The sequence below is a fragment of the Lagierella massiliensis genome (genome assembly GCF_001407835.1).
Classification (GTDB): domain Bacteria; phylum Bacillota; class Clostridia; order Tissierellales; family Peptoniphilaceae; genus Mediannikoviicoccus; species Mediannikoviicoccus massiliensis.
In genome coordinates this window covers 399,621-425,000 of sequence record NZ_CYUO01000004.1, presented here as the reverse complement: position 1 = coordinate 425,000, position 25,380 = coordinate 399,621, and the positions used below count along the sequence as shown (strand labels likewise).

The following is a 25,380-nucleotide window of genomic DNA, read 5'->3' as shown; positions in this document are numbered from 1 at the left end:
TATAAATCTCTAATTTCGTTAAATGAAACATTGGTTGAAATTATGACTGGTTTTTTTCTTATAAGTCTTTCATTAATAAGGTTGAAAAGACTTGCCATATTGTACTGGCTAACTTGTTCTGACCCTAAGTCGTCAATGATTAAAAGGTCTGAGTCTACAATAATGTCATAGTCCTGTCTATACTGCTCTTCAAATTCAAAGGAACCAAGATTATAATTTCTAAGTTTCTTCATTAGGTCTGGCGCAGTTAAGTAAACCACGTTTACATTTTTTTTAACCAGTTCATATGAAATGCAGTTACAAAAATAGGTCTTTCCCGTTCCAACTGGCCCTGAAATAAATAGCGAAGGTGAGTCCTTTGAAAAGTTTTCGCAATACTCTTTAAATTCTTCATAGTAAAACTTTGCAAGGTCCCTCGGACTTAGGGGTTTGTTTTCTTCTTTTTCATCAGAAAAAATATCAAAGTTAAAGTTTTCAAAGTTCTCCTCTTTTACTCCAGAGTGAAGTGAAGATGATTTTATTTTTTCTTTTACAACCAAATCTTTTTTACATTTGCAAACTTCTCCATTTATATGGCCTTCGTCCTTGCAAATATTACAAAAATATTTTCTTTCGGTGTAATCCTTTGGAAATCCATTTTCAACTAAGAGATTGTCCCTTTCTTCTTTTAGTGATTCAATTTCGTCTAAAATCTCTTGAACTTTTTTCTTTGATGGACTTCTCATTTCGTAGAGATATTTTATATTAAGTTGACTAATTTTTTTCGTTAAGTAATCGTATTCTGGAATTTTTTCAGAAACTTCTTTTATTCTCTCTTCTTGATGCATTGCCCCTTGAAGTCTTCTATGTTCTAAAATTTTCCCTGCTCTATCGTATTCATTCATCACTTAAGTTCCTTTTTTTCTCTCTCAGCTTCTTGATTAGGTTTTCCATTTCGGGACTTTGTTCAACTTCTTTGTTTGCTTTGGAGCTATCTGAAGGTCTATAATAGGATCTTCTCTTTTTAATATTGTCTTTTCTGGTCTTTTCTTCTTCTATCATCTTGTTGTAGTCTGCAACTGTTGTTATTCCATCTACAACCCAGTTTTTCAAAATTCCCATCACATAGTTTGGATTTTTCTTGTCCCTCTTATCAAAAGAATATTGAAAGGCTTTTTTGATAAGCTCTGACTCTATTCCTGTTTCTTGTTGAAACTCTGTTATCTCCATAATCGTACTAGCTCCAAGAGGAATCTTTAAAAATTCTTCAATCCAGTTAAATAGTTCCACATTTTCATTAAAACTCTTCGGATTGTCGTCTCTTTTGTCATATTCGTAAAAAGATTTTTGTCCCAGTTGTAGCTCCCTTATGGATAAGAAAGTGTAAGAATATTCATTTTTTCCAGGTTCTAATTCTCTTTTTATAATCCCCTCTTCAAGCCAGTGCCTAATACTTGAATCTATTTCTTCAACGGTCATGTTCAAGTCTCTGGAAATTATTTTCTTATCAAATTTAAAACTATTACCTTCCTTTTTTGCCTGTCTATAGAGATAAAGATAGACTTTCACCTCATTTCCCGATGCAAGTGGCATAAATAGATCTAAAAACAGGTTTTCAATGGAAGTTTCTCCTAAATCTATATTAAATTCGTCAATGTTAAAGGTCATTCTTAAAAGCTCCTAACTCGTAATCTGTTTTGTTTAAAGTCATAAAGTGAATTATGGAATATATGCTACCATTATCTATGACAAAGTCATCTCTAAATTGTGCATAAAAAGGGTTTTTAAAATCTATATTCTGATTCTCAAAAAGACCAAGGTATTCGTACTTATATACAAATCCAAGCTTTTTATAAAGATTAATCGCCCTATAATTAAACTGATTTACATCAAGTGTTATCTCTTTCATGTTCATCTTATAAAAATAATAGTCTAAAAAAAGTCGCATAGATCTATATCCAAATCCCATAGAGGAATATCTTGGATTAAATACTATACCTAAAACAGCCGTCCTTTTTAAAAATCTAATCTCTTTAATGGCAATATACCCTATCAGTTCTCCTTTAAATTTTACGCCGTAATATTTATTCAAAAAGCCTATTCCTTTAGAGTAATACCAAAGGGTTTGATAGTTTTCGTTGTTCCCGTTAAAGTTATAGTCAATGAAAAGTTCATTATCATGATTATCCCATCTACTCATAAGAAAGGCATCTTCAAGAGTAAGTTTATCTATTACCAAATCTCTGTCTTTGATTATTGAACTATTACTGTCCATTAATTCCATTATCAACATTGTCAAACTCTACGTCGGTAAATTTAGAATGTTCTTTATTAAAGTACATTTGAACTGCCCCTGTAGGCCCATTTCTATGTTTTGCAATAATAAGATCAGTTATATTTGGTCTGTCTGTTGTCTCTGGATTGTAATAATCATCTCTATATATCATCATAACTATGTCCGCGTCTTGCTCAATTGCTCCAGACTCTCTCATGTCGGAAAGCATAGGTCTTTTATCAGATCTCTGTTCAACAGCTCTCGATAGCTGTGACAAAGCAATAACTGGACAGTTTAACTCCTTAGCAAGCCCCTTTAATCCACGAGATATATTTGAAATTTCCTGTTGCCTATTCTCTCCTCTACCTGTACCGTCAGTCATAAGTTGCAAGTAGTCTATAAATAATATGTCCAAACCTTCTTTTGATGATAGTCTTCTTGCCTTAGATCGAAGTTCCGTTAGAGATATACTTGAAGTGTCATCTATATAGATTGGTGCATCTTCCAAGATATTTATAGCCTGTCCAAGTTGTTCAAATGAATCTTCTGGTATCTTTCCACTGATAATATCTTGAAGATTTATATGGGACAGCTGGGATAAAAACCTTTGGGTTAGCTGCATCTTACTCATTTCAAGAGAAAATATTGCAACAGACTTTTGTTCAAGGGCAGCTGAAAGGGCCATGTTTAAAGCAAGAGTTGACTTACCCATAGAAGGTCTTGCGGCAATAAGTACAAGATCTGACTTTTGAAATCCAGATAGTTGTCTATCTAAATCTGAAAGACCTGTAGTAATCCCTGTGATTCCACCTTCTTTTAAACTCATTTCATTTATTTGATCCAAAGTCCTTCCAAGAAGATGAGAAATTTTTTCAAGATCTGACTTTGAATTGGATTGACTTAGCTTATAGATGGAGCTTTCTGCAAACTCCAACACTTCCATAGCTTCTTTATTTCCATATGACATCTTCATAACTTCATCAGAGGTTCTAATCAAATATCTTAAAATCGCCTTCTCTTGTACAATTTTTGCATATGCTTCCACATTGGTAGGACCTGGCACCATTTCAGTAAGTGTCATAAGGTACTCTATGCCACCGACAAAATCAAGCTTACCTTCTTTTTTTAGCTCGTCAGAAAGGGTAATAAAGTCAATTTGTTCCCCCTTCTCATAAAGGTTGATTACTCCTCTAAAGACTTCAGCATTTTTACCTGCATAAAAGTCATCATATTTTAAAATGCCCGTTGCAGTATCTATGGCATGTTTATCCAAAATCATAGACCCTAAAACGGACATCTCAGCATTCATGTCATTTGGAAATATTTTGCTTTCCAAATTTTCTTCCATCTATTCTTTTACAACCTCCACTTTTAAATCGGCAGTTATTTCGTAATAAAGTTTTATTGGAACTTTAACTACACAAATATTTTTAATGTTATCTTTAAGTTCAATCTTCTTTCTATCAATTTGTATATCTTTTTGTTCTTTCAAAGCTTTAGAGATGTCCATAGCTGTGACAGCACCAAAAAGTTTGTCCCCGTCACCAGCCTTAGCCTTAATCGTAACTTCGGTATTTTCAATTTCTTCTTTTAATTTTAAAGCTTCTTGTCTTTCAGCTTCTTTCTTTGCTTCAATGTTCTTTTGCTCTTCTTTCCAGTTTTTTATATTTTCTTTAGTTGCTTCTATAGCTAAATTATTGGGAAAGAGAAAGTTTCTCGCATAACCAGTTTTGGTGTTAACTAAATCTCCCTTTTTACCAAGTTTTTTAACATCATCTATCAGTATTACTTTCATCTTTGTCCTCCTGTAAATATTCATCTATTACCTGTTTAAGTTCTGTTATTGCTTCGTCCATAGAAATTTCCATCTGTGTTCCCGCTGCTGTCAAGTGTCCTCCACCATCAAGCTTTTCAAGTATTAACTGTACGGATATTTCTCCAAGACTACGTCCTGAAATATGAATCTTGTTCTTAACATTTGTAAGAACAAATGCCGCTTCAATATTATTCATGTTGAGTAACTCATCTGCAGCCTGTGCAGCAATAAGTATATTGTCGTCAGAATCTTGTTCTAAAGTTCCAATGGCAATTTTATCTTTATAAATCTCGGAATTGTATACAACTTCTCCCTTGTGTTTTACAGTTTCTATATCATTTCTAAAGAGTTGTCTTACTCTAATACTGTCAGCGCCCTGCCTCTTAAGCATAGAAGCCGCTTCAAAAGTTCTAACTCCAGTTTGAAGTATAAAGTTCTTTGTATCTACAGTTATACCTGCAAGAAGTCCCTCAGCAATAATTCTTGGTATCTTTAATCTATCTGTTGAGTAGAATAAAATCTCTGTTATTAATTCCGAAGTTGAAGATGCATGGGGTTCTAAATAAGTTAATATTGCATTGTCAATGTAGTTGGAACCTCTTCTATGGTGGTCAATAAGAATTATATTATTTGATATCTCTAAAAGTTTAGGTGCTTCTGAGCTGTTTTTACTATGATGATCTAAAACCACAACTACAGTCTCTTTCTTACAGATGTTCACCGCGTCATTAGGCTTTATAAATATATCTTTTATATCAAAATCTTCAGACTTTGGATAATCTGAAAGAAGTGCATTATAAATCTTTTCAATTGCAGGAGTTACTCTATCAAGAACAATATAGAAATTCTTGTCCAGTCTCTTAGCAAGTTCCATAACTCCAAGGCATGACCCAAGTGAGTCCATATCTGGATTTCTATGTCCCATTATAAGAACATCTCCAGATCTTTCAAGTAGCTTTATGATACCATTTGCCATAACTCTTGCCTTAACTGTTGAATTCTTTGTTACAGATTGATTTTTCCCTCCAAAATATTCAAAGTGGTCTTCAAGTTTCACAACAGCTTGATCCCCACCACGTCCAAGAGCTACATTCAAACAAGCTCTTGCAGATTTATAGGCTTCAAGAGGGTTCTTCTCCAAAGTTCCAACACCTATACTAAGGGTTGCCTGGATTCTATTTCCCTCTTCAATCTCTCTAACATCATCAAGTATATAAAACTTACCCTTTATAACCTTCAATAAGTTTTCGTAGGACATTATTATAGTATAGTCTTCCTGTTCATACTTTATTGCAAAACCTTCATGTTCATTAGCGAAATTATTTATTACACTATCAATCTTTGCCCTTACCATTGGCATATTTGAATTGTCAGTATTTTCAATTAGTTCATCATAGTTGTCTACATTTAAACTAATTACCGCAATGGATTCATCTAAGAGAAGATTCTCTAAGTTCTTTTCCTTTGTGCTCTCAATGATATAGATTAAAATATTCTTTTCATGTCTTTTATCTTCAAATGTATTTACATATAACTTGTAGCTCTTATCTTTGTAGTCAATATCTAAATAATCATTGTCCTTTGGAAGCTTTTCAATATCAACCTCTGGGAAAACTTCATTTATTAATAGATTTAGTATTGGTTCTTCTTCATCAACCATTGTCTTTAAGTTTGTATTGTGCCAAATAATCTTTCCCTCATGGTTTAAGATAGCAAGTGGAAATGGCATTGAAAAAATAGCTCTTCTCGTTATCTCATCAAACTTGTCATTGAAGTTTTCCATATAGTTTTCAAGTTGTTCCTTTTTATCAGAAACACTTTTTATTTCATACACAGCTAAAAAACATGTAATGATAAGTGAAATTATGCCCAAAATTCTATTATAGTAAAATAGAATCCCTGAAAGTAAAACTAAAAAGATATAAAAAGGTATTAATTCACCTAAATTAAAAATATTAAATTTTTTCATTTTCTACCCTCTCAAATCTCTTTCTGAAATTTATAAAACAATCTAATAGACCTACAATCATATAAAAATAAGATCCGTAAAATAATACTATTACAAGTGCCGGTATTATGAAGCGCAAAGCCTTTGGCATCTTATTTATAAAGTAGTAGTCTATTGTAAATATACCTGCCATCATAAATAAAAATCCTATAACTGATACAGTATTTATAAAAATAATATCAAAATATGGTACTTTCAAACTGTATAATGCAACAAGTATAATTCCAACTATAGCTATTGGTATAAAACTTTTAATCGGCATTCTAATGTCAATAAATCTTAGTCTGTGCTTTAAATTGTAATTATCTCTTTTAAGCATATTAAGCGCATGTATATATGACAAAAACACAAGTGATATAGCACAAATCACAGAAGACGCCGGTAAACTAAGTTTTATTAAATCAACATATTTTAAAATTTCATTTTTACTTATGGTAAGATTTGGAATTTCACTTGACTCTATAAGTCTAATAAAATCTTTTGCTGTTGTATCAATTGCTTTTGATATAGCAGCAATTACATCAATCTTCATAACATAGTTGAAATTTATATAAAACACTGCCGCCATAATTAATAGTGCCAGCAAATTTATTCCTATAATCTTATAATTTTCTTTTCCTTCCTTAATTAAAGTCGTTGTTATAATTACTATTGGCATTGCAACAAGTAAATAAACTGCCATAAATCTAACTCCACCAATAAGCCCCATTGCAATTGAAACTATTAATGTAGACAGGGAGGCTTTAACAACTCCTCTCTTAACTCCAAGCCAAATTGCAGGAGAAGGCATAAAGAAAATTAAAAATGAAACTACTGGAAATATTGTTCCAATAATTCCAAAGGTTATTGACCTTAATACTGAAACTAAAAGTTCCAGGTTACTCGGAATCATATCTTTATTTTCGATAGTTCACACCTCCATAACTCCTTACTATTATACAACATACTGCAAATAAGTTGCAAAATTTGGAGTCAAGCACTTCGAGCACTCAAACCCCTACTTGAAAATAAATGTTCCAATTAAGTATGCATTGTGGTAACAATCATTTTAGCCTAACAAATTTGAGTGCTTGGCTCGGTTAACCTACAACTCAATTTAAAGTTCCAATTTTAATACTTTTACAAAATTAAACTAAGCACTCAATTTTGAAATCAAAGTTTATCATACTTTTAAATTTTAATTATATACAGAATATTAAATCAATTAAGGGGCTGAATTCCCTTAAGAAAACCAAGTCGAGCACTCAACCCCCTACTTAAAAATAAATGTTCCAATTAAGTATGCATTGTGGTAACAATCATTTTTAGCCTAACAATTTGAGTGCTTGACTCGGTTAACCTACCACTCAAATTAATTAATCTTGAGTGTTAGGTTAAAAAAGAGAGCCCCTATGGACTCCCTCTAAATTTAATTATTCGATTATCCTTGAAACAACGCCTGCTCCTACTGTTCTACCACCTTCTCTGATTGCAAAACGTAGTCCTTCTTCTATGGCGATTGGTGTGATTAATTCGATTTTGAATTTTGCGTTATCTCCTGGCATTACCATTTCTACGCCTTCTTCAAGTTCGATGTTTCCTGTTACGTCTGTTGTTCTAAAGAAGAATTGTGGTCTGTATCCTGAGAAGAATGGTGTGTGTCTTCCTCCTTCATCTTTTGTTAATACGTACACTTCTGCTTCGAACTTTGTGTGTGGATGTATTGTTCCTGGAGCTGCTAATACTTGTCCTCTTTCGATTTCGTTTCTTTGCACTCCTCTTAGTAGTGTTCCTATTTTATCACCTGGATGTGCTTGTTCAAGATGCTTATTTAACAGTTCTACTCCGATTACTTCTCTGTCTCTTTTCTTCTGTTAGTCCTACGATTTCTACGTTGTCTCCAACTTTTAATGTTCCTCTTTCGATTCTTCCTGTTGCTACTGTTCCTCTTCCTGTAATTGAGAAGATGTCTTCTACTGGCATTAGGAATGGTTGGTCTGTATCTCTTTCTGGTTCTGGAATGTATTCGTCTACTTCATTCATTAGTTCAACGATCTTATCTCCCCATTCTCCGTCTGGTTCTTCTAAGGCTTTTAGTGCTGATCCTACTACGATTGGTGTGTTGTCTCCGTCGTAGTCGTATTCGTTTAGTAGATCTCTTACTTCCATTTCTACTAATTCGATTAGTTCTGGGTCATCTACTTGGTCTTCTTTGTTTAGGAATACTATTATCTTTGGTATTCCTACTTGTCTTCCAAGTAAGATATGTTCTCTTGTTTGTGGCATTGGACCGTCTGCTGCTGATACTACTAAGATTGCTCCGTCCATTTGTGCTGCTCCTGTAATCATGTTCTTTACATAGTCAGCGTGACCTGGACAGTCAACGTGTGCGTAGTGTCTCTTGTCTGTTTCGTATTCTACGTGTGATGTTGAGATTGTGATTCCTCTTTCTCTTTCTTCTGGAGCCTTGTCTATGTGTGCATAGTCAACGAATTCTCCTGAACCGAATCTCTTATTTAATACGTATGTTATTGCTGCTGTTAATGTTGTTTTACCATGGTCAACGTGACCTATAGTTCCTATATTAACATGTGGTTTGGTTCTTTCAAATTTTTCTTTTCCCATTTTTTCCCCCTTATTGGTTCTTTTTCTTTTATTCTAATATAGACATGAAAAATAATCAACTTTAAGTGTATAAATCTATAATAAAAACTCAATTTTTTATTTTAAACCGAATTTCCACGTCTAATTGATATTTGATTAAATAGATTTAAGATATCATCCATTTTTATTTTTTCTTTTTCTTCTCCTGATAAATCCAAAATTATCTCTCCCTCATGAAGCATAATAATTCTATTGCCATAGGCGATAGCATGTTCCAGGTTGTGGGTTATCATAATTGTAGTAAGTTTTCTCTCTTCAACTATGTTTTTAGTTATCTGCATTACCTTTTCTCCTGTCTTTGGGTCAAGGGCTGCTGTGTGTTCATCAAGCACCAGCAGTTCAATATCCGATAATGTAGTCATTAGAAGAGAGACTGCTTGTCTTTGACCGCCTGATAGGTCATCTATCGAACTGCTTAATTTGTTTTCAAGTCCAAGTTCTAATGGTTTTAACATCTCCACAAATTTTACTTTTGAGCTATCTTTCATTTTTTTTAAATTCCAAGGTCTGTTTTTATTTTCTGCAAGCATTAAATTTTCAAGCACGGTCATATTGGAACAGTTACCAAGAGCAGGGTTTTGAAATACCCTTCCGATACGTCTATATCTCTTATACTCGTTTACATTTGTTATGTTCTCACCTTTAAAAATAATTTCTCCCGAGTCTGGAGAAGTGTTCCCACATATCAAATTCAGTAATGTACTCTTCCCTGATCCGTTACTTCCAATAACAGTTACAAATTCTCCCGTACCTATCTTTAAGTTGAAGTCATTAAATAGCTCATTGGGGTTTTTGTTTTTGTTAAAGGTTTTATATATGTGATTAAGCTCTAACATCTTCTTCACCCCTTCTGCTAACCAATAATATTATAAGGAAAATAATCGCTGTAATCAGTTTTAAACTATTTGGTGAAAGGCCAATCATTATGGCAATTCCAATTATTCCACGATAGATTATGGCACCAAGGATAACTTTGCTACTGTCTTTAATTGGAAATATTTTAAATAATTTTATTCCAAGGATAACTGACGCTAATCCTATTATCATTGTCCCTGTGCCCATGGAGATTTCAAAAAATCTTTGATGTTGCATCATAATTGCACCTGCTGCACACACTAACCCATTTGCCATGGAAAGACCAAGTATTTTTATATTTCCCGGGTCCTTTCCTAAAAGTTTTACAAGTGTTTGGTTGTTTCCAGTGGTCTTTAATAAATAACCAGACTTTGTATTTAAATAAAGATCCAAAAAGATTTTAAACACTGCAGCTATTAAAAATAAAATTAAAAGCTTTTTATATTGCCCTGTAAACTTAAAATTGTTTACAACGTCGTTGTTAAAGATTGTCTTTTCGTTAAATATTGCTACATTTGACTTTCCTGCAATAAATAAATTTATGGTGTATAACCCTGTCATGACAATTATTCCTGAAAGTAGGTCCTGCACCTTTAACTTTACATTTATTACCGCAGTTATAAAACCTGCCAAGGCTCCAGCTACAATTGCCATTAAAACTGAAACAACTCCACTAAATCCATTTAAAATAAAATATGTGGATATGGCAGCCCCCAGCGGAAAGGTTCCGTCCACTGAAAGGTCTGGAAAGTCTAATATCTCATATGTTATATAAATTCCCAAAGACATTATCCCAAAGATTAGTCCCTGCTCTAAAATTCCAAGTAATATATTCATCATTCACCTACTCAAAACTTTCTACTGCTCTTTGTTCAAGCTCTTCTGTAAGCTCTATACCAAGCTTTTCAAATGTAGATTTATTTATATATAGATTTGGATTTTTAAAAATTTCATACTTTGTCTCTGACGCTTTTATTTCCCCTTTAAGCACCTTCGCCGCCATAATCCCAGTTTGTTTTCCAAGTTCCAAATAGTCTATGCCTTCAGCTGCAATGCAACCAAGTTTAACTTGCTCTATCTCTGAGCCAAATACTGGAACCTTCTTTTCATTTGCCTTGTCAAGTATCAGTGGAAGTGAATTCACCACATTGTTGTCTAAAATATTTGTAATTACATCAACTTTTGAAAGAATGCTGTCTGTTGCCATTGGTATGTCTGAGGACTGTGTCACAGCTTGCGCTACTAAATTAAATCCATAGTCCTTTGCATACTTTTCATATATCTTTATTGTTGACACCGAACTTGACTCAGAGCTTGTGTAAAGAATCCCTAAGTTCTTTGCCTCTGGAAGTATCTCTCTTATTGTTTTAAGTTGTGCTTCCACTGGAAGTTCATCTGAAGTTCCAGTAACATTTCCCGTTGGACTTTTGTCTTCATTTGCAAGTTTTGCTTCCACAGGATCTGTAATGGCAGTGTACACCATTGGTATATCCCTATCCATAGCTGCATTATAAGTTGCCATGGCTGATGGTGTTGCAATTGCGACTAGTAAATCATTTTTACCACTTGCAAGTTGTTGACCGATTTGATTTGCAATTGACACATCTGCATCTGCGTTGTTGTAGTCTATGGTCAAGTTCTTTCCCTCTTCAATGCCTTCGCTCTTAAGGCCTTCAATAAGTCCCTCTCTACAGTTATTTAGGGACTGATGTTGTGCAAATTGATTGATGCCGATGGAATAATTTTTATCTCCACCACCGTTTTGATTTTGGTTACAAGATGTTAATACCAATAAACTCAATAAAATTCCTAATATTTTTTTCATTTCATTTCCTCCTATATTTTTCTTGGAAGAAATCATAAAAAAAACTTTCATCCCAAAAGGGACAAAAGTTATTTGTTATACCACCCGTAAGTTCTTCCAAGGATACAATTAGAAACACCACAATATCCCCCTCGTTGATAACGGATGAGGCTCCCGTCAGATAGTACTCGTTTCCTTTCCCTCTGCCCTCCAGAGACCATTCTATGTAAATAATTTCATCGCCCTTCCACCTACGGCAACTCGCTGTCAAATATCTTTACATATACTCTTCTCTATCATCGGTTTTTTATCATGATACAGTATTAAAACAGTTTTGTCAATACTATTTAAAAAACTTTTCCCATAACTTCTTTTAAGTTATTGCATTGAATGACCTTTAAATTTTTAAATGGTTTTAAATTTTCATGGCTGTTAGAAATAATCGCAGTGCTATATCCAAGTCTATCCAGTTCTATAAGCCTTTGTTCAATCTGTGGAGTTCTCTTTAACTCCCCTGTAAGACCAACTTCTGCCACAAACACAGTTCCAAGAGGTATTGGTTTGTTATACATTGCGGAGAGGATGCTCATAATGATTGCAAGGTTTACAGCCTGTTCCGAAAGTCTAATGCCTCCCGTAACTTTTATAATTACATTCTTGTCGTAAAGGGAAACGCCGCCCCTCTCTTCCAAAATTGAAATAAGTGTGTTTAGTTGATCCTTTCGGAGACTGTCTCCAATTCTCGTTGGGTATGGAGCAAATGATTTTGAAACCAGAGCTTCAATCTCCACTATCATCATCCTGGAGCCTTCTTTTATTATTGACAGTGCAGATCCTGGAGCAGGGTTTTCTCTTTTCGTTATAAAGAAGTCAGCCATGTTTTCAATCTCTTTTATTCCGTCTTCAGCCATATTGAATAGACCTATCTCTCCAGTTCGACCAAATCTATTTTTTGTTGCCATAAGAACTCTTAGAGGTTCGTCGGACTCCCCTTCAAGATATATAACAGTGTCAACAAGGTGCTCAAGGGTTCTAAGTCCTGCCATCTCGTCATTTTTTGTCATGTGACCAATCATAAAAACAGCTCTCGGTCTGGACTTGTTCTTCGCCACTTCCACCAACGCATTTGCACACTCAACAGTTTGTATTGGAGAGCCTGCCCTTGATGTGTACTCTTGCAATGTGAATGTCTGAATGGAGTCGATAAAAATTACATCCGGGTCGATGTCTCTTATGGACAGTAGTGCATTGTCCATGGAATTTGTTGATACAATCCAAATGTTGTCTCTAATTTCATCCATAATTCTATTTGCCCTTGACTTTATTTGTGACACCGACTCTTCACCGGAAATATAAAGTGTCTTTATTCCCTTTTTAGAAAGATCATTTGCAAGTTCCAAAAATAAAGTTGATTTACCAGCTCCCGGCCTTGCAGTAAGTATTGTGACACAATCTCTAACAATTCCTCCACCAAGCACACGATTAAATTCATTTGATCCTGTAATAATTCTCTTTGAGTTATCTATTTCAACATCCTTTAACTTTAAAGGCTTTTTATATTCTGTATTTAATTTTTTCCCTGCAGAGACCTCTTCAACGGTTTCAACTTCCTTTAAAGAGCCCCACGCATCACATGAAGGACATTTACCGGTCCAAGACACCGTTTCATATCCACATTTATTGCATTTAAAAGTTGTCTTTTTCTTCATATAGCACCTCCCTCTTATTCTATAAGATAATTAAACAATATTAAAGTGCAAAAAAAGAACCGAACATGTCGGCTCTTCTTTAAATGTTTAACTGTAGAATAAGTTTATTTTCTTTTAACCTCTTTTTTACATGACTTCCATTCCAAAGTTTTTTAACCGAATAATAATATTTTTAAATCTTCTTTTTTATCTAATTGTATTAATATGTTTTTTCTAATATATCCTCATAAGATATTTTCTTCACGCTACCATTTTCTAAAAGCAATATTTCATCATAGTATTTCAAACTCTCATCTATCTTATGTCTTATTGAGATAACAGTCTTATCCAAACTGTTAATTGTTTTCTCTACTGACAATGCATGTTCCATATCCAAATTCGATGTTATTTCATCAAATAAAAATACATCATTATCTCTAAGTAACGCTCTTGCAAATTGAATTCTTTGTCTTTCTCCTCCAGACAAAGTTATTTTTGATTCCTCAAATATGGTATCACTTTTTTCTGGAAGACTATTAATTCTATCATAAATATGAGCATTTATTAGAGCTTTTTTATATTCTTCTTCAGTGTAAGAATCATAAAGACAAATATTATATTTTAAAGTATTAGAAAACATGAACAAACTCTGATTAACTTTTTGAAAGATGTTATTAATAGATTTTTTATTAAGATCCTGAACTTTAATATCATCTATTAAAATCTCTCCTTGAGTAGGAGTTAACTCTCCTATCAATAGTTTAAATAAAGTTGTTTTTCCTGTACCAGATTTCCCTAAGATTGCATATTTCTTATTCTTCTCAAATATTAAATTTAAATTTGAAAATATTTGATGCTCCCCATAGGAGAATGACAGATTATTTAAAACTATAGAATTTTCTAAATTGTTTTTTTCCTTGTCTCCATACCTTCTATCTTGAGTTTTTATTTTTTCTATTTGTTTAAATATCTCTCTATTTGCATTTAGTTCATTTTTAGAGCTTAAAATATTTGATATAGGTTCTTGGACAAAACTCATTAATTGTCCTATTAGTAGAATTACCCCTATACTTAAATATCCTTTTAGAATAAGTATTGCAGTAAATATTATTACTAAAATTTGACTGATAAAAGTAATACCAAAAAGAGAATTATTTGCTATTTGACTAAATCTGCTATATTTAAACAAACTTTTTTCAGATTTTCCAATAAATGAATATGCATCCCTAACCAACACATCCTCAATAGAATAAGATTTAATCGTCTCTATACCATTTAAAGTATTCGAAATTTCCTTATTCATTACTCCTATATCCTTAACTTGAACTTCTCTTCTAATACTTAATCCTTTACTAAATAATTTTGGAAGAATACTTAAGATTATGGAAAAAAGCAAAACCATAGATGCTATTTTTACGTCTAAATAATACAAACTTATAATAGCAAAAATTAGCAAAACACCATTTTCAACTATAGAAAAGCACATATTTATTTTAGATGAAATTGCAAGATTTAAATCATTTGTTAAAAATGAAATAGTTTCTCCTGAATTGTTAACTTCTGCAGACCTCAAAATTTCAGAATAAATTTCTTCTGAAATTTCTCCAAGTTCAAAGGCAGTTAACCTCCTTTGCATAAAGCTTTTTAAAAAATATGAAAGAGACATAAGAAATATTATTACTAAAGCTTTCAGTACAGAATTTTTAAACATTAAATTGTTTTTCAGTTCCACTAAATCTAATATGTTTTTAAGGGAAAAAGCTACGTAAATATTTAATGCTGTGTAAATTAAAATAGAAAGCACTGAAAAAATAATCAATTTAGATTTTTTACTTATTTTTATCATTTGCATCGTCCTTATCATTTAAACAGTAACTTTTCGAATCAAAAACTCTAACTATTCCATTTTCAAAATGTATTACATAATCGTATTGTCTAATAAAATTTTCATCATAACTGTGGCTTATATTTAATATTGTTTTGTCTTCAAGACTTAATAACATTTTTTCAATTTGCTCTTGAGTCTTCTTATCTATTGAAGAAAAAGGTTCATCCACTAACAATACATTTCCATTTTTATACAAAGCTCTGGCAATACCGATTCTCTTTTTCTCTCCCCCAGAAATATTTGAACCATCTTCCTTAATGACTGTGTTTATGCCCTTATCTAAATTTGATACAAAATCTGAAAGACCAGATGTTTTTATAGCTTCTGCTAATCTTTTTTCATCATAATTTTCTTCAAATGTAATATTAAATCCAACCGACTTTTCAAAAATATAAGTTTCTTGTAATACAGGTACAAATTCTTTATTCCATTCCTGCGTTGTTATTTCATTAATATTCTTACTATCTACTAAAATATTACCTGAAAAATTTTCAATCCATTTCATTAATATTTTAAAAAACGTAGATTTTCCACTACCACTTTCTCCTACGATAAGATATTTGTTGTTCTTGTGAATTTCTAAATTTAAATCTTTTAAAATTTTATTTTCTCCATCATAGGAAAAACTTAAATTTTCAATACTAATCTTATTTTTAAAACTAAAATCCTTGTCTTTTTCTATGATTTTATCTTCGGATAATTCACTAAATAATTTTTCCCTAATAGATTTAGTTGAATTCATATAAATTTTGTTATTAATAATATCAATAACTGGAGATTTAATACTATTTGTAAGTTGGGAAGCCACAAAAATTGCACCTATTGATATTAAACCTCTATTATGTAAGAATACACCACTTGACAAAATAACTGCATACATTAGAAATCCAGAAAATATGGATGATGCTACAATTAAATTTTGAATATCCATCAACTTATTTCCACTTTCTAATAAATTATTTTTGTATCTTGAAAAGTCTTCTAAAATATTATCTTCTATATGATAATCTCTTATAGTTTCAACCCCTAAAACTCCTTCTTTTACAAAAGATATATAATTCTCAGAAGCCTTAGAGTTAATGACTCTTTGTCTATCCATATAACCTTCAAAAAACTTTGGTATTACATACGGAATAAATGAAGACAGAATAGCTATGATTAAAAATATGTAGTGTATATTTGTTATTGAAATTGATGCACCCAATAGCAGAATGACACTGTCCATCATTAATAGTTTAGAATTTAAATAATCACCCCTAAGTGTTTCAATGTCACTATATAATAAATTATGATAATATGACGGAGTATTTTTCTTAAACTCATCAAGTTTCTTGTTTAATATCTTGTTATATAAAATAGTTCTATATTTTCCTGATTTGTTGCTAACTAAATATACTCTATATGAATTTTTAATTGTGATGCTACCCATGGTAAGAACTACAATTAAAATTAACTTCATACTATAAATTATTAAATTATCCATCAAAGTTTTGTCATATATCTTATTAATAATATCTCCTGAAATAAAGGATAATCTTATTGTTAAGAAATTCGAAATAATAGAAACCAAGAAAAAAATAGTAATATCTTTAAAATTAAATTTAATTTTTTCCACTAATAATAGCCTCCATGTTATCTAATAAACTATTAAATTGCATGTATTACTAATCATAATTTGTGCATTTGTGATATCTGAATTAGTAATATTTTCATTTTGCATTTTTGTTTTTTATTCTTTTTAAGAAAATAATTTTTATATATAAATCTAAAATCACGATTAATTTCATTATTAAAATCAAAATCATTAATGTTTATCTCATCATTGTAAAATCTATCAAAAAAATTTTACTGATTCAATGTTGATGTAAAATATTTTCATATTATTAATGTCAACCTGTAGGATCCGTTCCAATGCCACATGCTCCAATCACATAACCACATAACGGAAATACAATTTCTATATTTCTATTACTTATTTTTAACATGATGATCCTACTTTCTTTTTTACGTTATATTGATAATACCAATAGTTAATTGGTTAGGTCAAATTAAGTTGTATTTATTTTTAAATTTTAAGTTACTAACATACTATAGCTAAAACTTTTCTATAATAGAAAGTCAAAAAAAGAAAGCCCATAGCCCTCTTTCTAAACTATTGTTTCTTCCAAATCCTCTTTTGGTTCTTCTTTTTTATTAAATTTGATTTTGCCATTAACGACTTTTATTTCAATTAGATCTGATTTTTTCACTTCTCCACTTAATACTGCTTCTGCCAGAGAATCCTCTATCTTTGTTCTAATAACTCTTTCAAGAGGTCTTGCGCCATACTCCTTGTCAAAACCTTCCTTTGAAACAAAATTCACAAGGTCATCGCCATAAGTCACGCTGATGTCAAGTTTGTGAAGTCTTTGTGTCATTTCGTCAAGCATGATTGAAGAAACCTTCTTGACATCTTTTTCAGTTAGGTTTTTAAATAGTATAGTCTCATCAAGTCTGTTTAAAAACTCCGGTCTAAAGTTTCTCTTTAGTGCTTCAGTTATTATTTCTTTATTTCTTTCATATTCTTCCTTTTCAACATCTTCTCCAGATGAAAACCCTAAACTATTTTTCTTTTGTAAGTCACTTGCTCCCACATTTGATGTCATTATCAAGATTGTGTTTTTAAAATCTATTACTCTACCCTGTGAGTCGGTTAGTCTACCGTCATCGAGAACTTGTAAAAGAGTGTTAAATACATCTGGATGTGCCTTTTCAATTTCATCGAATAGAACCACTGAATATGGTTTTCTTCTTACGGCTTCAGTTAGCTGTCCACCTTCTTCATAACCAACGTATCCTGGAGGTGAACCTATTAGTCTTGATACGGAGAATTTTTCCATATACTCTGACATATCGATTCTAATCATGGCTTCTTCACCACCAAAAAGTTCCTTTGCAAGGCTCTTTGCCAAATAGGTTTTACCAACTCCAGTAGGACCGACAAATATAAAGGATCCTATTGGCTTGTCAGGGTTTTTAAGTCCAACCCTTGCTCTCTTTATTGCCTTTGAGATAGAGTCAATTGCTTCGTCCTGTCCAATAACAATCTTCTTTAGATTCTTATCCAAGTTCAAATATTTTTCACTTTCTTCCTTGGTCATGGAAGTTACAGGTACATTTGACCAGTCTGAAACAATAACAGCAATGTCTTCAAAGCCAATGCTCATGTCTCTTGTAGATTTTTTCATCTTCCATTCATCTTGGACTTTTTCTAACATTTCTCTCTTTTCTCTGATTTCATCACGTAGCTTAGCCGCTTTTTCAAAGTCTTGTGTAGATACAGCTTGTTCCTTTTTACTTTTTAATATTTCAACTTCTTCCTGCATATTTTTTATGTCAGGAGGTGCAATATAATTTTTTATTCTTATCTTTGAGCAGGCTTCATCAATTAAATCTATTGCCTTATCAGGTAAGAATCTGTCTGTAATATATCTTGCAGAGAGTTCCACTGCCGCATCTATTGACTCATCTGTAATTTTAACCTTGTGGTGAGCCTCAAATTTATCTCTTATTCCCTTTAGGATAATCTTTGATTCCTCAATGCTTGGCTGTTCCACAACTATCGGTTGAAGTCTTCTCTCAAGGGCTTGGTCCTTTTCAATATGCTTTCTATATTCATCAATTGTTGTTGCACCGATGATTTGTAAGTCTCCCCTTGCAAGGTTCGGCTTTAAAATATTTGCCGCATCAAGTGCCCCTTCAGATCCCCCTGCACCGATTAGAGTATGGAACTCGTCAATGAACAGAATAATTTCTTCCTTCTTCATCAACTCTTCGATTACACCTTTTATTCTCTCTTCAAAATCGCCTCTGTACTTGGTCCCTGCAACCATGCCTGCAAGATCAAGTGAAACTATCTCTTTGTCTTTAATTATTTCAGGTATATCTCCCTCTACAATTCTTTGAGCAAGGCCCTCTGCAATTGCAGTTTTACCTACCCCTGGTTCTCCAATAAGAACAGGATTATTTTTTGTCCTTCTAAGTAGAACTTGAATTAATCTTTCTACTTCCTTATCCCTTCCTATTACAGGGTCAACCTTTCCCTCTTTTGCAAGTTCATTTAAGTTCTTAGTAAACTTGTCTACAAGAGACTTTTCTTTTTTTTGTCCTGGTTTCATTCCCTCGCTAACATCTTTATTACTTGAAAAGTGTTTATTCAATTCCTGAATTATAAGTTCCTTATCAACTCCAGTAACATTCATCATATATGAAGAGAAAGAATCGTCATCTTCCACAAGAGCCATCAGGATATGCTCTGTACCGACAAATATTGAACCTGCATTTCTTGCAATATTTCTACTATTCTCCATCATCCTCTTAACCCTTGGAGTTAGAGTCTCAGGAATTGATGTAGCCTTTCCCATTCCTATGCTCTGTAATATAACTTTATATAAATTTTCATATACAGCTCCAGCCTTTCCCAAAATCTCTGTATCTTTTGTTCCGAGTTTCATAAAGGCAAGAAGCATATGCTCTGTGCCTATATAATCATGTTTAAAATTAAAAGCTTCTTGTGCCGCTGTATTTAAAAGTTTTTCAACATTTCCAAAATTTTCTGCCATAACAGCTCCTTTCTCAGATTATTTTAAATTATCCAAGTCTGACTTAAGCTTATTTATTTCATCCCTTAATTCGCAAGCCCCTTCAAAATCTTCCTTTTCAATGAAAATTTTTAGATCCTCTTCCTTTTTTTCTATTTTATTAACAAGAATTTTTATTTCCTTATTATCTTCTGTTTCCTCTTCAAAGCCCTGTTCAATATTCTTTAAAAAATCATCATCAAGTCTATCTTTAAATGTCGAATAGCATTCAGAACATCCAAATTTTCCATCTTCAATAATCTCTTCCAATGTTTTAGAACAGTTTGGACACTTATCCAACTCTTGTTTAGATTCCTCCTGATTTTTCTTATTCATTTTACTCATAATATCGAAGTTTATCTTAACATCAAGAGCATCTTTTAATAGATTTGTAATTGCTTGTCCCTCATCACTATTTAAAAAATCTTTGAATTTGCTAAAGTCTATTCCATTTTCATCTTGCGGAAATATTTCAGACATATATTTTGAGTAACAATCTTTACAAAGATTCATCACCCTATGTTTTTCTCCATCATAAAAATGAATTTCAAAACTTGATTCATTATTACACTTATCGCATTTCATAAGCTACCTCCTATCTTAGAAAAGCTAAGAGCATATTACGAAGTAAATCTGCACGTACAATATTTCTAATATTGTTGTCTACATTGGTAAGTGCAGTGTCTTCTAATGCATGTATAATAAGCCTACCTTCTCGTTTAGTTAATACATCTTCTTCATATAAACTCTTCACAATACTATTTGCCTTGTCCTTGGTTATACTTGTTCCAATAACTTCATTTATTAGTTCATCAATATAACCTACTTCACTAAAAGTAAGCTTTGTAATTTTTATATACCCGCTTCCTCCTCGTCTACTCTCAATGTAATAACCCTTGTAGGGAGTAAACCTTGTTGTCAACACATAATTTATTTGAGAAGGAGCACAGTTGAACTGACTCGCCAAGTCGTTTCTACCTATCTCTAAAATTCCATCTTCAGTTTGTGAAAGTAATTCTTTTAAAAAACTTTCTATGGAATTGCTTAATCCTGCCATAGTTCCACTCCTAACTTTGACTTTCTTTGACCTAATTTTTAAAAAAAATTTCTTTCTTGAATTTATTATACCATATTGAGAAAAATTTTCAATATTGGTAACTTCAAAACAGTTTTTAATTTAAAAAGGTCAACTACTCTGAGCTGACCTTTATTTTTTTATTCTTCTGTACTTGATTCTTCTATAATTTTTTCTGCAACATTTGATGGAACTTCTTCATATCTTACAAATTCCATTTCAAAGTCCCCTCTTGCCTGTGTCATTGAACGAAGGTCAATTGAGTATTCAAAAAGTTCTGCATGTGGAGCTTCTGCTGTAACAACTTGTGTTCCGTCTTCTTGTGAATCCATTCCAAGAATTCTTCCACGTCTCTTGTTCATATCTCCCATAACATCGCCCATGTACTCTTCTGGAACCTTAACAACTATCTTCATAATTGGTTCAAGTAATACTGGTTTTGCTTCTTTGATACCTTTTCTAAATGCAAGTTGTGCTGCCATTTTAAATGCCATTTCGTTTGAGTCAACTGGATGGTAAGATCCGTCATATAGTGTAGCTTTGATATTAACTACTGGATATCCTGCCAAAGGTCCCTTTTCAAGTGATTCTATCAAACCTTTTTCAACTGCAGGGAAATAGTTTTTAGGAACTGCTCCACCGAATACTTCTTCTTCGAATACAAAGTCTTCTTCAGTTGGTTCAAATCTTATAAATACATCACCATATTGTCCTGCACCACCAGATTGTTTCTTATGTTTACCTTGAACATCTGATTTGCCTTTGATGGTTTCTCTATATGCAATCTTAAGTGGAATTATTTTTGTATCAACGCTAAATTCATCTTTAAGTCTATTTAGTATTGATTGAAGTTGAACATTTCCTTGACCACCAATTACAAGTTGTTTTGTTTCAGGGTTTCTTTCAACATTAAGGCTTGGATCTTCCTCTTGCAATTTTGAAAGTGCAGATGAAATTTTATCTTCATCTCCCTTTGAAACCGGTTCAATAGCAATATAGTAAGATGCCTTTGGAACTTTTAATGCCTTGTACTGTATTGGATGAGCTTTAGTGCAAAGTGTGTCCCCAGTTTCTGTAACGCCAAGTTTTGAAATAGCACCGATGTCCCCTGCAACAACCTCGTTTGTCTCTATTTGCTCTTTACCTCTAATGAAGAATAGGTTACCGATTTTTTCTGTCTTGTCCTTATTTGCATTGTATATTTCAGTATCTTTTGTAAGCTTTCCTGAAACAACTTTAAATATTGAAATCTTTCCTACAAATGGGTCAGTTATTGTTTTAAATACAACTGCTGAAAGTGGTTCGTCTGGGTGAACTCCTCTGTAGTTTCCATCTTCAAGTCTAAAGCCATACTTAGCTCTTTGGTCTGAAGGCGCTGGCATAAATTCAGTTATAGTTTCAAGAAGTATATCTATACCTGCTCCTGTATCCGTTGAACCTGCTACAAGAGGCACTGCTGAACCCTCTAAAAGTGCAGTTGTTATACCTTCCATAAGTTCTTCGTGATTGAATTCTTCCCCGTCGAAGTACTTATTCATAAGTTCTTCGTCACTTTCTGCAACGATTTCAACTATTTCCCCATAGACAACTTCAACTTCCTCAACTCTATTTTCAGGAATAGGAACTTCTTTTCTTGTAAATCCATCATATTCATATGCTTTTTTGTTTAATACGTCAATAAGTCCTGTAAAGTTTTCTCCTTCGCCCATTGTAAGTGTAAAAGGAATAACTTTTTTATCAAAATTTATATGAAGATCGGAGACTATCTTGTTAAGATTTGCATTTTCTTTCTCCATCTTATTTACGAATATTATTCTTGGTAATTGAATTTCCTTTGTATAATTAAGAACTTTTTCAGTTCCAACTTCTATTCCACTTGAAGAGTCAATTAGTACAAGGGCTGCTTCAGAAGCTCTTAATGCTGAATAAACTTCGTTCTTAAAGTCGAAATATCCCGGAGTGTCTATTAGATTTACTTTGAAACCGTCATATTCTATTGGGATAACGGTTGTATTAATTGAAGAACCTCTCTTTATCTCTTCCTTTGAAAAGTCAGAAACTGTGTTTCCCTCTTCAACTTTTCCTATACGCTTAGTCACGCCGGTAATATTTAACATAGATTCAATTAAGCTGGTTTTCCCAACTCCGCTGTGCCCAACTAAACATAAATTTCTAATCTTATCTGTTGTATATGCTTTCATCTTTACCTCCCGTTAATTTACCTTACTCTGATTATACCATGAAAACAATTTCTTTTGTATTAAAATTTAATTCTTTTGTGATTAATTAATAGAACTTTGTTATACAAACATATTTTTACAAAGTAAAAAAAGCCGATACTTTGTACCGGCTCTAAACTACTCTTTATCAACTTCATATTCAGATGTATTTACTGGTAAGCCCTTTCTGTTTAGAATGTATTCTATAAGCTCTTTGACTAATCCAAATAAAACCGCAAAGATTGGAACTCCAATAATCATTCCTGGTATTCCAAACATCGCTCCACCTATAATAATTGCAAAGAGAATCCAGAAAGAATTTATTCCTATTGATCCAGAGTGAATTCTCGGCTTAACAACATTTCCATCAATCTGTTGTCCAATCACAACTGCTATTAGGAAAATAAATGCAGCTTTGATATCTTGAACCCCAATCATTATAAAAACTGGAATTGCTCCAATAATTGGTCCTATATATGGAATCATATTAGTTAAAGCAATGAGTATTCCCATTATTATTACGCCTTCAATTTTAAGCACAAGTAAAACAACGGAAATTTCTATCCCCAAGATGATTGACGCCAATAGGTCCCCTGTTAAAGTTTGCTTTACAGTCTTTCCAATATCTCTTGCTATGCTTATTAACTTTGCAGCAACTTTTTTTGGAAAAATTGCAAAGGTTGCTTTCTTTGAAATTGCGGCAAAGTGCTCCTTGTCATTTAATACATATAGTGAAACTATAAAACCTACTCCTATTTTGAATATTACTGAAACAAAACCTGACGCAAATCCCGTAATCTTTGGCCCAACCTTTGATAAAACTCCCTTTAAGTACTCTGTCAACTGAGCTATTCGCTCTGTTAAAAAGTCAGATACTTTCTTATTAACTCCATATTTGTTGAAGAATTCTCCCCATGATTCAAACTTGTTGTCCTTTAGATAATCAGAAGTCATGTCTGTAAGCTTTGTTACTGAGTCAGCTATTTGTGGAATTAATAGTGCAAAAAACACAACAACCAAAATAATTACAATCAAGTAGGTTAGTACAAGTGAAATAATTCTCTTCTTTTTGAATGAAAGCTTTCTAAATCCACTTATCTTATTTAAATTTCTTTCAATGAAATCCATTGGCATATTTATTATATAGGCAATGATTCCACCATATATGATAGGAGAAAGTATATTAATTACACTTCCAACTCCCTTTTTAAATCCATCAAAGCGGTAGATTATAAAAAAGAATAATATTGAAATAAAGACAGTTAAAAGTCTGTAGAATAGTTTTGTATTATCTTCTCTATTAAAATTTATCTTCATTAGTTTCTCCCATTTTCTAATTCAGAAACTCTTATAACTTCTTTTGCCACAAAGTCTGCAACTCTTTCATCAAAGACTGAAGGTATAACATATTCTGGATTCAATTCATCTTCTGAAATTAAATTTGCAATGCCAACTGCCGCTGCCATCTTCATCTCTTCTGTAATCTTCTTTGCCCTCGCCTGTAGTGCACCTTTGAAAAGTCCCGGGAATGCAAGTACGTTGTTAACTTGATTTGGAAAATCTGATCTACCTGTTCCTGCAACGAACGCACCACCTTTAATAGCCTCTTCATATGGAATTTCCGGTTCAGGATTTGCCATAGCAAATACTATAGGTTTACTCTTCATGCTCCTTACCATTTCAGCGTTTATTACATTCGGTCCTGACACTCCGATAAATACATCTGCCTTAGTCATTGCTTCTGAAATTGTAATGTCTTCATCTTCAATATTTGTAATCTCTGCGATTTCCTTTTCAACAAAGTTATAAAAGGCAATTTCAGATCTTCTTAAAACACCTTTTCTATTAAAGGCATATATATTATAAACTCCAAGTCTTTTCATCATATTTATTATTGAAGAACCTGCAGCACCAGTTCCTGAAACTACAACCGTAACATCTTTAGCATCTTTACCTGCAAGTTTCAAAGAATTTATTAGTGCAGCTGTAACTACGATTGCAGTTCCATGTTGGTCGTCATGAAAAACTGGAATGTCAAGTTCTTCAATAAGCCTTCTCTCTATTTCAACACATCTTGGAGCTGAAATATCCTCCAAGTTTATTCCTCCATATGTTGGAGCAATATTTTTAATAGTTTGGATTATCTCTTCAGTATTCTTTGTATTTAAAACTATTGGTACTGCATTTACTCCACCAAATTTTTTGAAAAGAATGGACTTTCCCTCCATTACAGGTAGCGCCGCTTCAGGTCCAATATCGCCAAGTCCAAGCACAGCAGAGCCGTCAGAAATAACCGCAATTGAATTGCCCTTCCATGTGTATTCATATGCCAAGTCCCTGTCTTTCGCTATTTCTCTACAAGGTTGTGCAACTCCTGGAGTATATGCAAGACCAAGTTCTTCTTTGGAATCAATCTTTGCCTTTGATTCTACACTTAGTTTTCCCTTCCAATTTCTATGAGCTTCCAAAGCTCTTTCATAAACATCTTTCATTTTTTTCCTCCATCAAATG

The 25,380-nt window shown here is 32.7% G+C and carries 19 protein-coding genes, 1 pseudogene and 1 other annotated feature (1 of these 21 cut by a window edge); all 20 genes and pseudogenes read right to left on the bottom strand.

The features are described from left to right. On the bottom strand, positions 1–884 hold the 5' portion of the coding sequence (locus tag BN2746_RS01975; protein ID WP_055078188.1) for an ATP-binding protein. Its footprint begins 82 nt before the window's first position; only the first 884 of its 966 coding nucleotides appear in the window; its start codon is at positions 882–884; its stop codon lies off the left edge, out of view. Continuing rightward, entirely contained in the window at positions 877–1,647 is a 771-nt protein-coding gene (locus tag BN2746_RS01970; RefSeq protein ID WP_055078187.1) for a DnaD domain protein, read from the bottom strand. The genes BN2746_RS01975 and BN2746_RS01970 overlap by 8 nt, the downstream gene beginning before the upstream one ends. Further along, positions 1,637–2,272 carry a GNAT family N-acetyltransferase gene (locus tag BN2746_RS01965; RefSeq protein WP_055078186.1) on the bottom strand — a complete coding sequence of 212 codons (636 nt, stop codon included), beginning with the start codon at positions 2,270–2,272 and terminating at the stop codon, positions 1,637–1,639. The genes BN2746_RS01970 and BN2746_RS01965 overlap by 11 nt, the downstream gene beginning before the upstream one ends. Continuing rightward, positions 2,244–3,602 (bottom strand): replicative DNA helicase, encoded by a 1,359-nt coding sequence (dnaB, locus tag BN2746_RS01960; RefSeq protein ID WP_055078185.1) that lies wholly within the window; start codon positions 3,600–3,602, stop codon positions 2,244–2,246. The genes BN2746_RS01965 and dnaB overlap by 29 nt, the downstream gene beginning before the upstream one ends. Beyond that, entirely contained in the window at positions 3,603–4,049 is a 447-nt protein-coding gene (rplI, locus tag BN2746_RS01955; RefSeq protein ID WP_055078184.1) for a 50S ribosomal protein L9, read from the bottom strand. After that, positions 4,027–6,039, bottom strand: coding sequence for a DHH family phosphoesterase (locus BN2746_RS01950; RefSeq protein ID WP_055078183.1), 2,013 nt, complete (start codon positions 6,037–6,039; stop codon positions 4,027–4,029). The genes rplI and BN2746_RS01950 overlap by 23 nt, the downstream gene beginning before the upstream one ends. Further along, positions 6,026–6,970 carry a DUF2232 domain-containing protein gene (locus tag BN2746_RS01945; protein ID WP_055078182.1) on the bottom strand — a complete coding sequence of 315 codons (945 nt, stop codon included), beginning with the start codon at positions 6,968–6,970 and terminating at the stop codon, positions 6,026–6,028. The genes BN2746_RS01950 and BN2746_RS01945 overlap by 14 nt, the downstream gene beginning before the upstream one ends. 520 nt (positions 6,971–7,490) lie before the next feature. Beyond that, positions 7,491–8,682 (bottom strand): annotated as a pseudogene (gene tuf / locus BN2746_RS01940) (elongation factor Tu). 101 nt (positions 8,683–8,783) lie between these two features. Continuing rightward, positions 8,784–9,557 (bottom strand): ABC transporter ATP-binding protein, encoded by a 774-nt coding sequence (locus BN2746_RS01935; protein WP_055078181.1) that lies wholly within the window; start codon positions 9,555–9,557, stop codon positions 8,784–8,786. After that, entirely contained in the window at positions 9,544–10,416 is an 873-nt protein-coding gene (locus tag BN2746_RS01930) for an ABC transporter permease (RefSeq protein ID WP_231718304.1), read from the bottom strand. Before BN2746_RS01930 ends, BN2746_RS01935 begins: the two co-directional genes overlap by 14 nt. 4 nt (positions 10,417–10,420) lie before the next feature. Beyond that, the gene (locus BN2746_RS01925; protein WP_055078179.1) at positions 10,421–11,401 is read right to left on the bottom strand and encodes an ABC transporter substrate-binding protein; all 981 of its coding nucleotides are present in this window, start codon (positions 11,399–11,401) and stop codon (positions 10,421–10,423) included. 54 nt (positions 11,402–11,455) lie between these two features. Then, positions 11,456–11,689: a binding site (T-box leader), on the bottom strand. Positions 11,690–11,727: 38 nt separating this feature from the next. Beyond that, positions 11,728–13,089, bottom strand: coding sequence for a DNA repair protein RadA (radA, locus tag BN2746_RS01920; RefSeq protein ID WP_055078178.1), 1,362 nt, complete (start codon positions 13,087–13,089; stop codon positions 11,728–11,730). A gap of 199 nt (positions 13,090–13,288) precedes the next feature. Continuing rightward, positions 13,289–14,914 carry an ABC transporter ATP-binding protein gene (locus tag BN2746_RS01915; RefSeq protein WP_055078177.1) on the bottom strand — a complete coding sequence of 542 codons (1,626 nt, stop codon included), beginning with the start codon at positions 14,912–14,914 and terminating at the stop codon, positions 13,289–13,291. After that, a complete protein-coding gene (locus tag BN2746_RS01910) occupies positions 14,898–16,571 on the bottom strand; it encodes an ATP-binding cassette domain-containing protein (RefSeq protein WP_055078176.1) in 1,674 nt (557 codons plus the stop codon). Before BN2746_RS01910 ends, BN2746_RS01915 begins: the two co-directional genes overlap by 17 nt. Positions 16,572–17,103: 532 nt before the next feature. Beyond that, entirely contained in the window at positions 17,104–19,557 is a 2,454-nt protein-coding gene (locus BN2746_RS01905; RefSeq protein ID WP_055078175.1) for an ATP-dependent Clp protease ATP-binding subunit, read from the bottom strand. 18 nt (positions 19,558–19,575) lie between these two features. After that, the gene (locus BN2746_RS01900; RefSeq protein WP_055078174.1) at positions 19,576–20,160 is read right to left on the bottom strand and encodes a UvrB/UvrC motif-containing protein; all 585 of its coding nucleotides are present in this window, start codon (positions 20,158–20,160) and stop codon (positions 19,576–19,578) included. A gap of 10 nt (positions 20,161–20,170) precedes the next feature. Next, positions 20,171–20,632: a CtsR family transcriptional regulator gene (locus BN2746_RS01895; protein ID WP_055078173.1), complete on the bottom strand. Its 462-nt coding sequence runs from the start codon at positions 20,630–20,632 to the stop codon at positions 20,171–20,173. A gap of 158 nt (positions 20,633–20,790) precedes the next feature. Next, positions 20,791–22,851: an elongation factor G gene (gene fusA / locus BN2746_RS01890; RefSeq protein ID WP_055078172.1), complete on the bottom strand. Its 2,061-nt coding sequence runs from the start codon at positions 22,849–22,851 to the stop codon at positions 20,791–20,793. Positions 22,852–23,007: 156 nt separating this feature from the next. Then, entirely contained in the window at positions 23,008–24,186 is a 1,179-nt protein-coding gene (locus BN2746_RS01885; protein WP_055078171.1) for an AI-2E family transporter, read from the bottom strand. Further along, positions 24,186–25,361 (bottom strand): NAD(P)-dependent malic enzyme, encoded by a 1,176-nt coding sequence (locus tag BN2746_RS01880; RefSeq protein WP_055078170.1) that lies wholly within the window; start codon positions 25,359–25,361, stop codon positions 24,186–24,188. The genes BN2746_RS01885 and BN2746_RS01880 overlap by 1 nt, the downstream gene beginning before the upstream one ends. Positions 25,362–25,380: the final 19 nt, after the last annotated feature.

Excerpts from the sequence above, each read along its gene's own strand:
- BN2746_RS01925 (WP_055078179.1), bottom strand. The coding sequence starts at position 11,401 with ATGAAAAAAATATTAGGAATTTTATTGAGTTTATTGGTATTAACATCT.
- BN2746_RS01970 (WP_055078187.1), bottom strand. The coding sequence starts at position 1,647 with ATGACCTTTAACATTGACGAATTTAATATAGATTTAGGAGAAACTTCC.
- BN2746_RS01950 (WP_055078183.1), bottom strand. The coding sequence starts at position 6,039 with ATGAAAAAATTTAATATTTTTAATTTAGGTGAATTAATACCTTTTTAT.
- BN2746_RS01885 (WP_055078171.1), bottom strand. The coding sequence starts at position 24,186 with ATGAAGATAAATTTTAATAGAGAAGATAATACAAAACTATTCTACAGA.
- rplI (WP_055078184.1), bottom strand. The coding sequence starts at position 4,049 with ATGAAAGTAATACTGATAGATGATGTTAAAAAACTTGGTAAAAAGGGA.
- fusA (WP_055078172.1), bottom strand. The coding sequence starts at position 22,851 with ATGAAAGCATATACAACAGATAAGATTAGAAATTTATGTTTAGTTGGG.
- BN2746_RS01915 (WP_055078177.1), bottom strand. The coding sequence starts at position 14,914 with ATGATAAAAATAAGTAAAAAATCTAAATTGATTATTTTTTCAGTGCTT.
- radA (WP_055078178.1), bottom strand. The coding sequence starts at position 13,089 with ATGAAGAAAAAGACAACTTTTAAATGCAATAAATGTGGATATGAAACG.
- BN2746_RS01880 (WP_055078170.1), bottom strand. The coding sequence starts at position 25,361 with ATGAAAGATGTTTATGAAAGAGCTTTGGAAGCTCATAGAAATTGGAAG.
- BN2746_RS01905 (WP_055078175.1), bottom strand. The coding sequence starts at position 19,557 with ATGGCAGAAAATTTTGGAAATGTTGAAAAACTTTTAAATACAGCGGCA.
- dnaB (WP_055078185.1), bottom strand. The coding sequence starts at position 3,602 with ATGGAAGAAAATTTGGAAAGCAAAATATTTCCAAATGACATGAATGCT.
- BN2746_RS01900 (WP_055078174.1), bottom strand. The coding sequence starts at position 20,160 with ATGAAATGCGATAAGTGTAATAATGAATCAAGTTTTGAAATTCATTTT.
- BN2746_RS01895 (WP_055078173.1), bottom strand. The coding sequence starts at position 20,632 with ATGGCAGGATTAAGCAATTCCATAGAAAGTTTTTTAAAAGAATTACTT.
- BN2746_RS01930 (WP_231718304.1), bottom strand. The coding sequence starts at position 10,416 with ATGATGAATATATTACTTGGAATTTTAGAGCAGGGACTAATCTTTGGG.
- BN2746_RS01935 (WP_055078181.1), bottom strand. The coding sequence starts at position 9,557 with ATGTTAGAGCTTAATCACATATATAAAACCTTTAACAAAAACAAAAAC.
- BN2746_RS01945 (WP_055078182.1), bottom strand. The coding sequence starts at position 6,970 with ATGATTCCGAGTAACCTGGAACTTTTAGTTTCAGTATTAAGGTCAATA.
- BN2746_RS01965 (WP_055078186.1), bottom strand. The coding sequence starts at position 2,272 with ATGTTGATAATGGAATTAATGGACAGTAATAGTTCAATAATCAAAGAC.